This window comes from Nonomuraea bangladeshensis (assembly GCF_039529455.1).
In the GTDB taxonomy this organism is placed as follows: Bacteria; Actinomycetota; Actinomycetes; order Streptosporangiales; family Streptosporangiaceae; genus Nonomuraea; species Nonomuraea bangladeshensis.
Window position 1 is genome coordinate 357,321 of the sequence record NZ_BAAAMV010000011.1, and the last position, 14,269, is coordinate 371,589.

The 14,269-nt window shown below is 71.8% G+C and carries 11 protein-coding genes; 2 read left to right on the top strand and 9 right to left on the bottom strand.

The features are described from left to right. The first annotated feature begins 59 nt into the window (after positions 1-59). Positions 60-2,342: an ATP-binding cassette domain-containing protein gene (locus ABD292_RS36720; RefSeq protein ID WP_344215692.1), complete on the top strand. Its 2,283-nt coding sequence runs from the start codon at positions 60-62 to the stop codon at positions 2,340-2,342. A gap of 4 nt (positions 2,343-2,346) precedes the next feature. On the opposite strand, the gene ABD292_RS36725 is transcribed toward ABD292_RS36720, so the two are convergent. Beyond that, on the bottom strand, positions 2,347-3,216 hold the full coding sequence (locus ABD292_RS36725; RefSeq protein ID WP_344215694.1) for a hypothetical protein: 870 nt from the start codon (positions 3,214-3,216) through the stop codon (positions 2,347-2,349). A gap of 33 nt (positions 3,217-3,249) precedes the next feature. After that, positions 3,250-4,158, bottom strand: coding sequence for a S66 peptidase family protein (locus ABD292_RS36730; protein ID WP_344215696.1), 909 nt, complete (start codon positions 4,156-4,158; stop codon positions 3,250-3,252). A 76-nt stretch (positions 4,159-4,234) separates the two neighbouring features. Between ABD292_RS36730 and ABD292_RS36735 the strand changes: the two genes are divergently transcribed. Further along, positions 4,235-5,116, top strand: coding sequence for a sulfotransferase (locus ABD292_RS36735; RefSeq protein ID WP_344215698.1), 882 nt, complete (start codon positions 4,235-4,237; stop codon positions 5,114-5,116). Here the strand turns inward: ABD292_RS36735 and ABD292_RS36740 are convergent. The 7 genes from ABD292_RS36740 to ABD292_RS36770 all read right to left on the bottom strand — a co-directional run bounded on the left by ABD292_RS36740 (position 5,088) and on the right by ABD292_RS36770 (position 14,261). Beyond that, the gene (locus ABD292_RS36740; RefSeq protein WP_344215700.1) at positions 5,088-6,974 is read right to left on the bottom strand and encodes an ABC transporter ATP-binding protein; all 1,887 of its coding nucleotides are present in this window, start codon (positions 6,972-6,974) and stop codon (positions 5,088-5,090) included. The two genes, ABD292_RS36735 and ABD292_RS36740, sit on opposite strands and share 29 nt — an antisense overlap. 128 nt (positions 6,975-7,102) lie before the next feature. Further along, entirely contained in the window at positions 7,103-7,939 is an 837-nt protein-coding gene (locus ABD292_RS36745) for an enoyl-CoA hydratase/isomerase family protein (protein WP_425565229.1), read from the bottom strand. Positions 7,940-8,064: 125 nt separating this feature from the next. Continuing rightward, entirely contained in the window at positions 8,065-8,280 is a 216-nt protein-coding gene (locus tag ABD292_RS36750; protein WP_020547488.1) for a helix-turn-helix domain-containing protein, read from the bottom strand. Positions 8,281-8,393: 113 nt separating this feature from the next. Next, positions 8,394-9,992 carry an ABC-F family ATP-binding cassette domain-containing protein gene (locus ABD292_RS36755; RefSeq protein ID WP_344215703.1) on the bottom strand — a complete coding sequence of 533 codons (1,599 nt, stop codon included), beginning with the start codon at positions 9,990-9,992 and terminating at the stop codon, positions 8,394-8,396. Positions 9,993-10,123: 131 nt separating this feature from the next. Then, positions 10,124-12,736, bottom strand: a complete 2,613-nt coding sequence (locus tag ABD292_RS36760; protein WP_344215705.1) for an exo-rhamnogalacturonan lyase family protein — start codon at positions 12,734-12,736, stop codon at positions 10,124-10,126. Next, the gene (locus ABD292_RS36765) at positions 12,733-13,353 is read right to left on the bottom strand and encodes a rhamnogalacturonan acetylesterase (RefSeq protein WP_344215707.1); all 621 of its coding nucleotides are present in this window, start codon (positions 13,351-13,353) and stop codon (positions 12,733-12,735) included. Before ABD292_RS36765 ends, ABD292_RS36760 begins: the two co-directional genes overlap by 4 nt. Beyond that, positions 13,350-14,261 (bottom strand): carbohydrate ABC transporter permease, encoded by a 912-nt coding sequence (locus tag ABD292_RS36770; RefSeq protein ID WP_344215709.1) that lies wholly within the window; start codon positions 14,259-14,261, stop codon positions 13,350-13,352. The genes ABD292_RS36765 and ABD292_RS36770 overlap by 4 nt, the downstream gene beginning before the upstream one ends. Positions 14,262-14,269: the final 8 nt, after the last annotated feature.

The following is a 14,269-nucleotide window of genomic DNA, read 5'->3' on the forward strand; positions in this document are numbered from 1 at the left end:
TGTACGCTGTCCCGGCTAACTCCTTACGCCCTAAGCAATCTCGCCGACAAAGGGGTCCCGTGGTTCCCACGCACCGCCACGACCACACCGCCGCCGACGGCCACGACCTGATCCAGGTCCGTGGCGCCCGGGAGAACAACCTCAAGGACGTCTCCCTCGACATCCCCAAGCGCCGGCTCACCGTCTTCACCGGAGTGTCCGGCTCGGGCAAGTCCTCGCTCGTCTTCGACACCATCGCCGCCGAGTCGCGCCGGCTCATCGACGAGACCTACAGCGCGTTCGTGCAGGGCTTCATGCCGAGCCAGGCCCGCCCCGACGTGGACGCCCTGCACAACCTGAGCGCCGCCATCATCGTCGACCAGGAGCGCGTGGGCGCCAACGCCCGCTCCACCGTGGGCACCGCCACCGACGCGCACACCATGCTGCGCATCATCTTCAGCCGCGTCGGCGTCCCCCACGTCGGCTCCGCCTCCGCCTTCAGCTTCAACCTGGCCGAGGGCATGTGCCCGGCCTGCGAGGGCCTCGGCAAGACCATGGAGATCGACGTGGACGCGCTGGTCGACAGGGAGCTGTCGCTGAACGAGGGCGCCGTCAAGGTCCCCGGCCACGCGGTGGACAGCTGGCTCTGGCAGGTCCTGGCCGGCTCCGGCCTCTACGACCCCGCCGTGAAGCTGAAGGACTTCACCCCGCAGCAGTGGGACGACCTGCTCCACAAACCGCCCACCAAAATCAAGTACGGCTCCAACACCTTCACCTACGAAGGGCTCGCCGTCCGGGTCCGGCGCGGCTACCTGGGCAAGGACCGCGAGTCGATGCAGCCGGCCGCCCGCGCCTTCGCCGACCGGGCGCTCAAGCTCACCACCTGCCCCGACTGCGGCGGCTCCCGGCTCAACGAGGCGGCCCGCTCGGCCAGGATCGCCGGGCGCAACATCGCCGAGTGCTCGGCCATGCAGGTCGACGACCTCGCCGAGTTCGTCCGCGGCCTGTCCGCCGAGGCCGTCGGCCCGGTGCTCGACGGCCTGCTCGCCACGCTCGACTCGCTGACCGGCATCGGCCTCGGCTACCTCAGCCTGGACCGCGAGTCGGCCACCCTGTCGGGCGGCGAGGCGCAGCGGGTCAAGATGGTGCGCCACCTCAACTCCAGCCTCACCGACGTCACCTACGTCTTCGACGAGCCGACCGCCGGGCTGCACCCGCACGACGTCCAGCGGATGAACGAGCTGCTGCTGCGGCTGCGCGACAAGGGCAACACGGTGCTGGTCGTCGAGCACAAGCCGGAGACGATCGCCATCGCCGACCACGTGGTGGACCTCGGCCCGGCCGCGGGCAGCGGCGGCGGGCAGGTCTGCTACGCGGGCGACCTCGACGGGCTGCGCGCCTCCGGCACGCTCACCGGCCGCTACCTCGGCCACCGGGCCCGGCTGCGCGAGCGGCCCCGCACGCCCTCGGGCCACCTGCGGATCGAGGGCGCGAGCCTGCACAACCTGCGCGACGTCACGGTGGACGTGCCGCTCGGCGTGCTGACCGTGGTCACCGGGGTGGCCGGGTCGGGCAAGAGCTCGCTCATCCACGGCTACATCGCCGGCCGCGAGGGCGTGGTCGTGGCCGACCAGTCGCCGATCCGCGGCTCGCGCCGCAGCAACCCGGCCACCTACACCGGCCTGCTCGACCCGATCAGGGCCGCCTTCGCCAAGGCCAACGGGGTCAAGCCCGGCCTGTTCAGCGCCAACTCCGAGGGCGCCTGCCCGGCGTGCAAGGGCATCGGCCTCATCTACACCGACCTGCAGATGATGGCCGAGGTCGCGTCGGTGTGCGAGAAGTGCGAGGGGCGGCGCTTCACGCCGGAGGTGCTGACGTACACGCTGCGCGGCAAGAACATCAGCGACGTGCTCGGCATGTCCGTGGCCGAGGCCGCCGGGTTCTTCACCACCGGGCAGGCCAAGGGCATCCTGGAGCGGATGTCCGCCGTGGGCCTCGGCTACCTCGGGCTGGGGCAGCCGCTGACCACGCTGTCCGGCGGCGAGCGGCAGCGGCTCAAGCTGGCCATCCACATGGCGCGGGGCGGGACGACGTACGTGCTGGACGAGCCCACGACCGGCCTGCACCTGGCCGACGTGGACCAGTTGCTCGGGCTGCTGGACCGGCTGGTCGACGACGGCAACTCGGTGATCGTCATCGAGCACCACCAGGCCGTGATGGCGCACGCCGACCGGATCATCGACCTCGGTCCCGGCGCGGGTCACGACGGAGGCCGGGTGGTCTTCACCGGCACCCCGGCCGAGCTGGTCGCGCACGGCGACACGCTCACCGCCACCCACCTGCGGCAGTACGTGACCGGCTGAGCCTTCAGACCGCCAGGCGGGCGAGGACTCGCGCGAACTCCGGCGGCGGGGCCACCACCAGGCGGGTCTGGCCGCCCCTCATGACGATGTCGGCCTTGATGAGGGTCAGCCGCCCGCCGTGCCACCAGTGCACCTGCGGGCTCAGCCCGCCGGTGCGGGCGGCGTGCACGCGCAGCCGCTCGATGGCGCGCACCACGCCGATCCCGTCCACCGGGTGCACGAGCAGCGTGTACGGATCCGGCAGCACCACCAGCACGCCGTCCGCCGGCACCGGCAGGTAGTCGGCCAGCCACCGCAGGTGAGTGGCCGCCGACGGCGCCGTCCCGGTGAGCCGGAGCACCGGCGTGCCGGACAGCTCGATGGACTCCACCGGCAGCCGCTCCTCGCGGCGCACGTTCGCCACGGCCAGGTCGAGCGCCTGCGCCGTGGGCACGGGCCAGCACCCGGCCTCCTCGGGCCGCACCGGGCGGCCGTGGGCGGTCAGCAGCTCCACCAGGTCGGCGTTGAGGTGGCGGCCGACGATCCTGGCCGGGTCGGCCAGCTCGTCCACCGACTCCACGCGGGTGCGCAGCAGCGGGGCGGCCTGCTCCAGGTCGCACAGGTCCGCGGGCTCTCCCGCGGTGGCCACGGCGTGCGCCAGGTGCTCGCTGACCAGCACGGGCCAGTCCTCCCTGGCCCGCCGTCCCGCCTCGCGGCGCAACCCGGTGAGCCGGACGGTCAGGGTGGGCTCGCCGCGCAGCGTGAGCGAGCCGCCGTCGGCGGCGAACTCGCAGGTGAAGCCGCGGGACTCGGCGACCAGCGCGAGCAGCGAGTCGAGGTCGGCGTCCGCGTCGGGCCGGCGCGCGGGCTCTCGCTCTCGCTTGAAAAAGCTCACGCGCGCTGTCCCTTTCTTCCGGATTCGTCCCTCCTAGGTTGCCTGCTCCCCATCGCGCTCCGGACCAGACAGGGAGCACGATTCGGTATCGATAACTCCAAGTCTTCCCAGCCAGAGGCTCATTTGCGGCGACCCGTGACCCGCCGGAAGCCCGGCCAGGACGGGCACGCCGAGCGGCGCCAGCCGGTCCCGCAGCACCGGGTAGGGATCGCCGCACTCCACCCACGACCCGAGCGCGATCCCGCGCACCCCGTCGAACGCCCCGGCCTGCAGCAACTGGGTGAGCATCCGGTCGATCCGGTACGGCTCCTCCCCCACGTCCTCCAGGAAGGCGAGACGCCCCTCGAACGACGGCTGCCACCGGGTCCCGCACATGGACGCCAGCAGCGACAGGTTGCCCCCTGACAGCTCGCCCTCGGCCCGGCCGGGCACCAGCACCCGATCGCCGTACACGCTCTCCTGCGCGCCCGACAGGGCCGCCTGGAGGCTCGCCCAGGTGAGCGGCTCGGGACCGTTCTCCCCGCCCAGCAGCTCGCAGGCCGGCATCGGGCCGTGCAGGGTGGACACGCCCAGCTCGATCGCGAAGGCGTTGTGCAGCGCCGTGATGTCGCTGGAGCCGAGCAGCACCTTGGGCCCGGCGGCACGCATGGCGTCCCAGTCGAGCAGGCCGAGCAGCCGCCCCGCGCCGTAGCCGCCCCGGCAGCAGAACACCGCCTTGACCGCCGGGTCGCACCAGGCGGACTGCAGGTCGGCGGCGCGGACCGCGTCCGCGCCCGCCAGGTAGTCGAGCTCCTGCCGGTCGAGCACGTGCGCGCCCACGACGACCTTCAGTCCGAGCCCTTCCAACCGCGCCACGCCCTGCCTGAGCAGGGTCGCGTGGGGCGGGCCGGAGGGCGCGACGATCGCGACCGTGTCACCGGGCCGCAGGTCAGCTTGCTGCATCGATCAACTCCTGGACATGGGCCCGCGGCGCGGTTGGCTCGTTCACCAGGCAAACGGTGTCACACTTGTGTCGCGTATGCGACTTCCGCCCCACATCCTCGTCGTCAACGGCGTCAAGGTCCGCCGCCCGGTGTTCCTGCTGGGCGCACCGCACTCCGGCGCCGCACTGCTGGCCCGCGCCCTCAAGCGCTCACCCGGCTTCCACATGACGATGGGCCGGGCGAGCGTGGCGCACGTGCTGTACGCCTTCGCCCGCAAGCCGTCCATCGCCCGCACCTCCGGGGCCGTGCGGGTGCTGCGGGACGCGCTCGCCGAGTCGTGGCAGGTGCTGCCCGGCTCGTGCGGGGAGTGCGCGGCGCCGTGCCGCGAGGCGGGCGGCGTCACCGGCGCGGGGCCGTGCGTGGCCACCGGCGACATCGTGCGCTTCGGCGAGGGCGGCCCCGACCTCATCTACAGCGCGCCGGTGCTGCTGCAGGCCTTCCCCGACGCCCGGTTCGTGCAGCTCGTCCGCGACGGCCGCGACGTCGCCGCCGACATGCTCGCCGATCCCGACTGCCTGGCGTGGTTCCGTCCGGCGATGCTGAGCGGCGGCACCGAGTTCCCCAACGCCTTCCTCGGCGTCAGCAAGGACGAGCACCTCGAACACTGGAAGGAGATGCCCGCGGCGGGCAAGTGCGCCCTGCGCTGGCGCAGCGCCGTGCGGCTGAGCGCCGAGCTGCGCCGCTCCCTGCCCGCCGCTCAGCTCCTGACCCTGCGCTACGAGGACCTGGTGCGCGCCCCCGCGCAGGCGGCGGCCACTCTCGCCGAGCACCTGGAGACGCGGGTGCCGAAGGTCGCGTTGTACGGCCACGAGGCCGCGGCCGGTGCCTGGCGCTCCCGGCTCCGCCCCCAGGACGTGGAGCTGGTGGAGCGGGTGGCGCGCAAGGAGCTCACCCGGCTGGGCTACCTGACGAGCTGAACTGGGTGCGGTAGAGCTCGGCGTACAGCCCGCCGCGCGCCAGCAGCTCCTCGTGCCGGCCGCGCTCGGCGACCCGGCCCTCGTGCACGACGAGGATCTCGTCGGCCTCCCTGATCGTGGAGAGCCGGTGCGCGATCACCAGCGACGTGCGGCCTTCCAGCGCGGTCTTCAGCGCCACCTGCACGGCCGCCTCCGACTCGGAGTCGAGGTGCGCGGTCGCCTCGTCGAGCACGACCACGCGGGGGGCCTTGAGCAGCAGCCGGGCCAGCGCGAGCCGCTGCTTCTCGCCGCCGGACAGCCGGTAGCCGCGGTCGCCCACCACGGTGTCGAGCCCCTCGGGCAGGGACTCGACGAGGTCGCCGATCTGCGCGGCCTTCAGCGCCGCCCAGATCTCCTCGTCGGTGGCCTCCGGCCTGGCGTAGCGCAGGTTGGCCCCGATCGTGTCGTGGTAGAGATGCGGGTCCTGCATGACCACGCCCACGGTGTCGCGGAGCGAGGCGAGGGTGGCCTCGCGCACGTCGAGGCCGTTGAGCCGGACGGCGCCCGCGTCGACGTCGTAGAGGCGCGAGACCAGCGAGGTGATCGTGGTCTTGCCCGCGCCCGAGTGGCCGACCAGGGCGATGAGCTGCCCGGGGCGGGCGGTGAACGACACGCCCTTGAGCACCGGGTGGGAGGGGCCGGTGTCCTGCCTGGCCACCGACTCCAGGCTGGCGAGCGAGACCTCCTCGGCGGCCGGGTAGCGGAAGCGCACGTCGTCGAACTCGATCGTCACCGGCCCCTCCGGCACCGGCACGGCGTCGCGGCGCTCGGCCACCATGGGCTTGAGGTCGAGGATCTCGAAGACGCGGTCGAAGCTGACCAGCGCGGTCATGACGTCCACGTGCACGTTGGACAGCGAGGTGAGCGGGCCGTAGAGGCGCATCAGCAGCGCGGCCAGGGCCACGAGCGTGCCCAGCTCGAAGTAGCCGGTGACCGACAGGACGCCGCCGATGCCGTAGACCAGGGCCGTGGCGAGCGCGGCGACCAGGCCGAGCGCGACGCGGAAGACGGTGCCGTACATGCCGACGCGGACGCCGACGTCACGCACCCGCGCGGCCCGCGCGCCGAACACCTCGGCGTCGTCCTCGGGGCGGCCGTACAGCTTGGCGACCATGGCGCCGGCGACGTTGAAGCGCTCGGTCGTGACCGAGCTCATCTCGGCGTCGAGCTGCATCTGCTCGCGGGTCAGCGCGGACATGCGGCGGCCCACGTATTTGGCGGGGATCACGAAGATCGGCAGCAGCACCAGGGCGACCAGCGTCACCTGCCACGACAGCGCCAGCATGGCGCCCAGCACCAGGACCAGGCTCACCACGTTGGACACGACCGACGACAGGGTGCTGGTGAGCGCGCGCTGCGCGCCGATCACGTCGGTGTTGAGCCTGCTGACCAGGGCGCCGGTCTGGGCGCGCATGAAGAACGCGACCGGCATGCGCTGCACGTGGTCGAACACCTCGGTGCGCAGGTCGTAGATCAGCCCCTCGCCGATGCGCGCGGAGAACCAGCGCTGCACGAGCGTCAGCCCGGCGTCCACCAGCGCGAGCGCGCCGATGGCGACGGCCAGCCAGATCACCACGCCGGTGCGCTTGGGCAGGATGCCGTCGTCGATGATCGCCTTCATCAGCAGCGGGTTGGCGACCACGATCACCGCGCCCGCCACCACCAGCAGCAGGAACGCCGCGATCTGCCTGGTGTAGGGGCGCGCGTAACCGGCGATGCGCCGCGCGATCCCGGGGCGCAGGCGCTGCCTGACCACCGACTCGTCGCGGCGCAACGAGCTCCACACGTGAGGGCCGAAGCCCCCTCCCATCATCGCCATCCGGGGGATCCCCTCTCCTCCGCCGGACACAGCGCCCAGGTGGCGCCGCCGATTCCCGTCTCAGCTCAGCGCGAAATTGTGCCACGAGGGGACGAAGGGGACTTCACGCCGAAGATCAGCCCCGAAGATCAGCCCCCGAAGAGCGTCTTGATGCGCGCGGCCTGCTCCAGCCCTTCGGCGACGCTCTGCTCCTCCAGGGTGCGGGCCCGCGCCCCCTGGAGGAGTCGCTTGGTCGCGGCGGCCGCGTCCCGGTTGGTGGACAGCAGCTCCGCCGCCTTGTCGCGCACGGCCCGGTCGAGGTCGTCCCGCGCGACCACCTGCTCGGCGAGGCCGATGCGCACGGCCTCCTCCGCGTGCACCATCCTGGCGGTCAGGCAGATGTCGATCGCCTTGGCCAGGCCGACGAGCTCGACCAGGGGCTTGGTCCCCGTCAGGTCGGGCACCAGCCCGAGCGCCGGCTCCTTCATGCAGAACTTGACGTCGTCCGCGACGATCCGCAGGTCACAGGAGAGCGCGAGCTGGAACCCCGCGCCGATCGCGTGCCCGTGCACCGCGGCGATGGAAACGATCTCCGGCCTGCGCAGCCACAGGAACCCGGCTTGAGCCTTTCTGATGTTGTGCTCGAAATCCGTGTCACCGGACCTGGCCACCGAGCTGAACGAGCCCTGGCCCGGCACCCCCTCAGGAGTGAACATCCGCAGGTCGATGCCTGCCGAGAAGGACGGTCCCTCACCTTTCACGACGACGACGCGCACCTGCTCGGGCAGGTTGTCGCCGATGCCGGCCAGCGCGGACCAGGTGGCGAACGTCTGAGCGTTGCGCTTGTCCGGCCGGTCGAGCGTGATCGTCGCTATCTCACCGTCCACCTCGAAGCGGAGCCCGCTCTCCGCCAACCGCTCGGCAGAGACGTCCTCCGTGACGCTTTCCGTGTGCCCCCCGCGCTGTCGCGCCTGAGCTTCCGCCATCGCCCGCTCCTTCGGTCCGAAGTGCTGTCCGTCGCGCCCGAGCCTACAGAATATGATTCTGGCTCGGGCGCGACGGCTGGCTGACTAGGGACGGGCGGCTGCGGTCGCACGTTCCGAGGCGGCCGTCAGCGCTTGGACTTGCCTCGAGTCGCCCCGCCGCGCCCGCGCAGAGTCACACCGGACTCGCTCAGGATGCGGTGGATGAACCCGTAGGACCGACCGGTCGAAGCGGCCAGGGCGCGGATGCTCTCACCCGCGGCGTAGCGTTTCTTGAGATCGCCGGCCAGTTTCTCCCGGTCGGCCCCGGTGACCCGGGTGCCCTTCTTCAGTGTCTCGGCCACGAGTACCTCCTGTAGTGCCGGACTTCCGCAGCGTTACTCCGCCATGATCAGTCATTTCAGCGGGATCGGCTACCTACTCCACGGGAAAAGATCCGTACCCACTCAAATTAAGATCAGGCAAGTGCCACAAGATCGGAAAATTCGGCGCTCCACGCGTCTTCAGTTCCGTCCGGTAGCAAGATCACCCTATCCGGTGACAGGGCGTCAACGGCACCCTCGTCATGGGTCACAAGGACGATCGCTCCTGAATACGACCTCAGAGCGTTGAGAACCTGCTCGCGGGAGACGGGATCGAGGTTGTTCGTGGGCTCGTCGAGAAGGAGGACGTTGGCGCTGGAGAGCACCAGCATGGCCAGGGCCAGCCGGGTCTTCTCGCCTCCGGACAGGACGCCGGCCGGCTTGTCGACGTCGTCGCCGGTGAAGAGGAACGAGCCCAGCACCTTGCGCAGCTCGGTGTCGGTGAACTCGCCGCCGGCCGAGCGCATGTTCTCCAGCAGCGTGCGGTCGGCGTCGAGGGTCTCGTGCTCCTGGGCGTAGTAGCCGACCTTGAGCCCGTGGCCGGGCCGCAGCTCGCCGGTGTCGGGCTTCTCCAGTCCGCCGAGCAGACGCAGCAGGGTGGTCTTGCCCGCGCCGTTGAGGCCGAGGATGACGACCCGGTGACCTCGGTCGATGGCCACGTCCACGTCGGTGAAGACCTCGAGCGAGCCGTAGGACTTCGACAGGCCCTGGGCCGTGAGCGGGGTGCGGCCGCACGGCTTGGGGTCGGGGAAGCGCAGCCGCGCCACCTTGTCGCTCTGGCGCTCCTCCTCGGTGCCGGCGAGCAGGCGGTGCGCCCGGCGCATCATGTCCTGGGCGGCCTTGGCCTTGGTGGCCTTGGCGCGCATCTTGTCGGCCTGCGCCAGGAGCGCGCCCGCCTGCTTCTCGGCGTTGGCGCGCTCGCGCTTCCTGCGCTTCTCGTCGGTCTCGCGCTGGGCGAGGTAGGCGGTCCAGCCGACGTTGTAGTGATCGATCACGGACCGGTTGGCGTCCAGGTGCAGGACCTTGTTGACCGTCGCTTCAAGAAGCCCGACATCGTGGCTGATGATCACCAAGCCACCTTGATGGCTGCGCAAAAAATCGCGAAGCCAGCCGATTGAGTCCGCATCTAGGTGGTTTGTCGGCTCGTCCAGAAGGAGAGTTTCCGCTCCGCTGAAAAGAATTCGGGCCAATTCCACGCGCCTGCGCTGACCGCCAGAAAGCGTTTTCAGTGGCTGGGTGAGCACCCGGTCGGGCAGCCCGAGACTGGAGGCGATCGAGGCGGCCTCCGACTCGGCGGCGTAGCCGCCGAGCACGTGCATCTGGTCCTCCAGGCGGCCGTAGCGGCGCACCGCGCGCTCACGGGTGCGCTCGTCGGCCGAGCTCATGCCGAGCTCGGCCTCGCGCAGCTCGCGCAGCACCTGGTCGAGGCCCCTGGCGGACAGGATGCGGTCGCGGGCGAGCACCTCCAGGTCGCCGGTGCGCGGGTCCTGCGGCAGGTAGCCGACCGAGCCGCTGGTGGTGACGGTGCCGGCGGCCGGCAGCGCCTCGCCGGCCAGCACCTTGGTCAGGGTCGTCTTGCCGGCGCCGTTGCGGCCGACCAGCCCGATCTTGTCGCCCGGGTTGACCCGGAAGGACGCTTTCTCGATGAGCAGGCGCGCGCCGGCGCGCAGCTCGATATCATTGGCGATGATCATGATGGCGGAACACTCCCGTGCTAGGAAACGAGGGTTTGGGCGTGCTACGCCTGATCAATCGGGAGTGTGCATACGATCAGTGTAGGGCTCCCCGCTGGAGCCCCACCTCTGGTTTGACGCTCCGCCGTTCCCTAACGCCCGACGGGGCCCGCCTCTTCCCGCCGCTCCCCGCCGTCCAGGTGCTCCCCGATCAGGGCCAGGTTGTGGATGGCCGCCAGGGCGTACTGGGCCGCGCTGTTGGTGCTGACGAACGGCGCCTCCCGCACGGGGGCGAGCACCGACGGGCCGTCCACCGTCGTCAGCTCCCACTTCTCCTGCCGCTGCAACGGGTTGGTGTTGAGCTGGTCGCCCTCGTCGCGGCCGAACTTGCGCCACGCCCAGGCGGCCAGCCGGGCGTCCCCGGTGCGCGCCGCCGCGTACGCCGTCAGCCGGCTGTGCGCCTGGATCAGCGAGATCCCGCCGAGCCGCCGCCCGACCTCGGCCTCCTGCTCCTCCGGGGTGGCGAGGTAGAGCCGGCAGTACTCCAGCCAGGCGTCCTCGAAGCCGGGCACGTCCACCAGGGCGATGAGCTCGGCGCAGATCTCCGGCAGGCCGAACAGCGACGACAGGTGCGAGATCGAGATCTTGTCCACAGAGGTGTCGAAGCGGCCGGTGGCGAGGTCCATCCTGGCCTCGCCGGTCAGGAACCCGCGCGGCATCGCCGCGATGTCGGCCATCGTGCCGAGCAGCCGGTCCCTGGCCCGCTCGTCGCCGTGCCGCTCCCAGCGGGTCAGCCAGGCGGCGGCGAGCGAGCCCCAGTCGGTGCCGAGCCCGACCGACAGCGCCGACGGGTCGGGCGTGTAGACGTCCTCGCGGACCTTGCGCTGCGGATCGACGGCCGTGAACGTCTCCTCCGGCGCGCTCAGCTCGTCCATGAGGTCGCCGGAGCGCTCGTCGGCGGTCAGGTAGTGGTGGAAGCGGCGGTAGGCGGCGTTGGAGATGCGCACCTGCTTGCAGCTGCACCCCCAGTGCTGGACGTTGTGCCGGCTGCCGAGGCCCTTCCAGCGGCCGAGGTGGTAGACGTCGACCTCGCCGGTGTGGCGGGTCATGGCCTCGGCGAAGCGGAAGACGTCGGCGCGGCCGGTGCGCAGGTACTGCAGCCACAGCCACAGGTCCGGCGACAGCTCGGAGTTGTCCCAGGCGTAGCCGCCCACGTCGTAGCGCCAGGTGTGGCGGTCTGGGTCGTAGGTGTGCATGACGTCGCCGTAGTCCCAGAAGCCGTACCAGCGGCGCTGCTCGCGTTCGCGGACGTACAGGTCGAACAGGAAGTCGAGGCGGTCCTCGATCTCGGCGCGGGCCGGCGTGGAGCGGTCGGGCAGCTCCCAGACGCCGAACACGCCCGCCTCGCGCAGCCGCGCGGGCGTGGCGGTGAGCAGGGCGGGCTCGTTCATGGCGGCGGCGAAGGCGGCCAGGTCGGCGGCGGGCGGCGTGGCGGCGAGGGCGCGCAGGGTCAGCTCGTGCGTACGCGCGATGCCCCGCGGATCGCCGAAGCCCGGCTCGTAGTCCTCGTAGGTGATCTCCAGCCCTTCGAGCTGCTCCTCGAAGGTGTCCTGGCCCATGCCGTCGTGGTAGAAGCGCAGGTCCATGGCGGGGGCGGAGGGCGACCACAGCCAGACGGTCGCCGTGGCGAGGCCGGTGGCCGCGTTCCTGACGTCGAGCCGGGTGGGGTGCAGCCGCCAGAAGTCGCGCAGCCCGAAGCCGAGGCCCCCGCTCACGCCGCCGACGTAGCCGTAGCCGGCCGAGCGGGTGCCGGGCGGGATCGTCACCCAGGAGTGTCCCTCTCCGGTGCGCTTGCGCAGCGTGAAGCCGTCGGCGGAGGACTGGTCGAGGGTGTAGTCGTTCCAGGCGGGGACGAGGTGCAGGCGGCTCGCGACCTCGGGGGCGATCTCGCCGCAGGGCAGCCCGGCGACCTGGTCGCGGCGGACCCGCTCGCCGGGGTCGAGGCGCAGGCCGGTCAGGCCGCGTACGGCCTCGGTGAGGAAGCCGTCGGGGCCGGCCAGGCGTACGTGCCGGTCGTGCGGCTCGTCGCGCATGACGACGTCGGCGCTCAGGCCGAGCCCGGCCAGGAAGTCCCGCTCCGGGTCGCCGTCCCAGACGAACGTGTGCGTGATCCGCACGTCCTCGGCCCCGGCGTGGAAGTACAGCCGGACCGTGAACGGCAGCCAGTCCCCGTGCCGCCCGTCCAGGCGGAGCACCGCCCGCACCGGGCCGTCCTGCTCGACCGTGACCCGTTCGACCAGGCCGGTGCGCCGCTCGCGGGGCGGCGCGGCGCCCTCGTCGGGGGTGGGGCCGGCCTGGCGCAGGCTGACCAGCCGGACGTCGCGGGCGATCTCGCGCCCGCCGCGGGCGATGGAGCGGGCGAGGGTGGCGCCGCTCTCCCCGACCGTCCAGGTGACGACGCCGGTGGCGACCACCAGGGCGCCGGCCTCGCGGGTGACGGTGACGGGGGTGGGCGGCGCGGCGGGCTCGCGGCCGGGCTCCAGGCGGTACTCCGGAGCGGCGGGGCCGGCGCCCGCGGCGTGCGCGGACCACTTGACCGAGCCGTCCGGCCAGGTCGCGCTCACCCAGCTCTGCACGGGCACCTCGCGGCCGGCGTCGTCGCTCAGCGCGAACGGCGTCCCCGGCGCGACCGCTCCCCGCGGCCAGGGCACGCCCCAGGTCACCCCCTGGTCGCCCGGTCGGTCCAGCCAGCGCAGCGCGGTCATGCGATCTCCTTCAGTCGCTCGGCGACGATCGCGGCCACCTCGTCGGCGCCGCGGAAGCAGAAGTGGGTGTCGTCGGCGACGCCGCCCGGGTAGAGCGGGTGGACGCCGGGCGGGAAGTGCGTGAACAGGGCCTTCGAGCCCTCGGGGCCGTACCGCTCGTACAGGGCGGTGGTGGCCGCGGTCAGGTCGATGAGCGGCACGCCCTCGGCGGCGGCCAGCTCGCGGACCTGGTCCGGATGGCCGCCGTGCGTGGGGACGAGCCGGCCGTCCGCCCAGCGGCGGCGCTGGACGGGCGTGCACAGCACGGGCCGCGCCGCGGCGGCGCGCGCCTCCGCGACGAAGCGGCGCAGGTTCTCCCGGTACGGCAGCTCCGGCTCCTTCTGGTCGTTGTGCCCGAACTGCAGGACGACCAGATCACCGGGGACCACCTCGCGCAGCAGCGCCGCCCACAGCCCCTCGGCCCGGTGGCTCGCCGTGGTGGCGCCGCCCTTGGCGAAGTTGCGCACCGGAAGGCCGAGGCGGGCGCCGAGCTGGGCGCCCCACCCCGACATCGGCGCCTCGGCGGCCGGGCAGGAGGCGACCGTCGAGTCCCCCGCCAGCAGCACGGTGACGCTCACTCCTTGACGCCTCCCAGCAGCACGCCCTTGGCGAAGTGCTTCTGCAGGAACGGGTAGAACAGCAGGATCGGCAGCGTCGCGATCACCACGACGGCGAACTTCAGCCCCTGCTCGGGCGGCACCCACGTGCGGTCCATCTGGGCGAGCGCGTTGGCGGCGTCGGTGCTGGTGAGCTGGCGCACCAGGATCTGCAGCGTCCACTTGCTCGGGTCGTTGATGTAGAGCAGCGGCGACATGTAGTCGTTCCAGATGCCGACCGCGTAGAACAGCGAGAACGTGGCGATGATCGGCTTGGACAGCGGCAGGACGATCTTGAAGAAGACGCCCATCTCGTTGCAGCCGTCGATGCGCGCCGCCTCCTCCAGCGCCTGCGGCAGCTCCTGGAAGAAGCTCTTGACGATGATCAGGTAGAACGGGTTGATCGCCAGCGGCAGGATCAGCGCCCAGTAGCTGTCGAGCAGCCCGAGGTCGCGCACCACCAGGTAGGTGGGGATCATGCCGCCGGAGAAGACCATCGTGAAGATGACCAGGTTGAGCACCAGCGCCCGGCCCGGCAGATAGCGCTTGGCCAGCGGGTACGCCATCGTGAAGGTCAGCAGCAGCTGCACCACCGTGCCGACCGCCGTCACGACGACGGTGGTCAGCAGCGCGCGCAGGAAGGTGGGGGTGGCGAAGATGTACTCGTAGGACTCGGTGGCGAACTTCTCCGGCCACAGGAAGAACGGCCGGGAGGAGATCTCCGCCTCGCCGGCGAACGAGCCGGCCAGCACGTACAGCAACGGCAGCACCGTGATCGCCGCCAGGCCGACGAGCACGATCACGTTGAGCGTGTCGAACACCCGGCTGCCGAGCCCGGCCTCGTTCCCCGCGGGGAGGCCGGCTTTCTTGGTCTTGGTGATGGTGGCCATGCCGGGCT

Excerpts from the sequence above, each read along its gene's own strand:
- ABD292_RS36730 (WP_344215696.1), bottom strand. The coding sequence starts at position 4,158 with ATGCAGCAAGCTGACCTGCGGCCCGGTGACACGGTCGCGATCGTCGCG.
- ABD292_RS36735 (WP_344215698.1), top strand. The coding sequence starts at position 4,235 with ATGCGACTTCCGCCCCACATCCTCGTCGTCAACGGCGTCAAGGTCCGC.
- ABD292_RS36740 (WP_344215700.1), bottom strand. The coding sequence starts at position 6,974 with ATGGCGATGATGGGAGGGGGCTTCGGCCCTCACGTGTGGAGCTCGTTG.
- ABD292_RS36745 (WP_425565229.1), bottom strand. The coding sequence starts at position 7,939 with ATGGCGGAAGCTCAGGCGCGACAGCGCGGGGGGCACACGGAAAGCGTC.
- ABD292_RS36755 (WP_344215703.1), bottom strand. The coding sequence starts at position 9,992 with ATGATCATCGCCAATGATATCGAGCTGCGCGCCGGCGCGCGCCTGCTC.
- ABD292_RS36760 (WP_344215705.1), bottom strand. The coding sequence starts at position 12,736 with ATGACCGCGCTGCGCTGGCTGGACCGACCGGGCGACCAGGGGGTGACC.
- ABD292_RS36770 (WP_344215709.1), bottom strand. The coding sequence starts at position 14,261 with ATGGCCACCATCACCAAGACCAAGAAAGCCGGCCTCCCCGCGGGGAAC.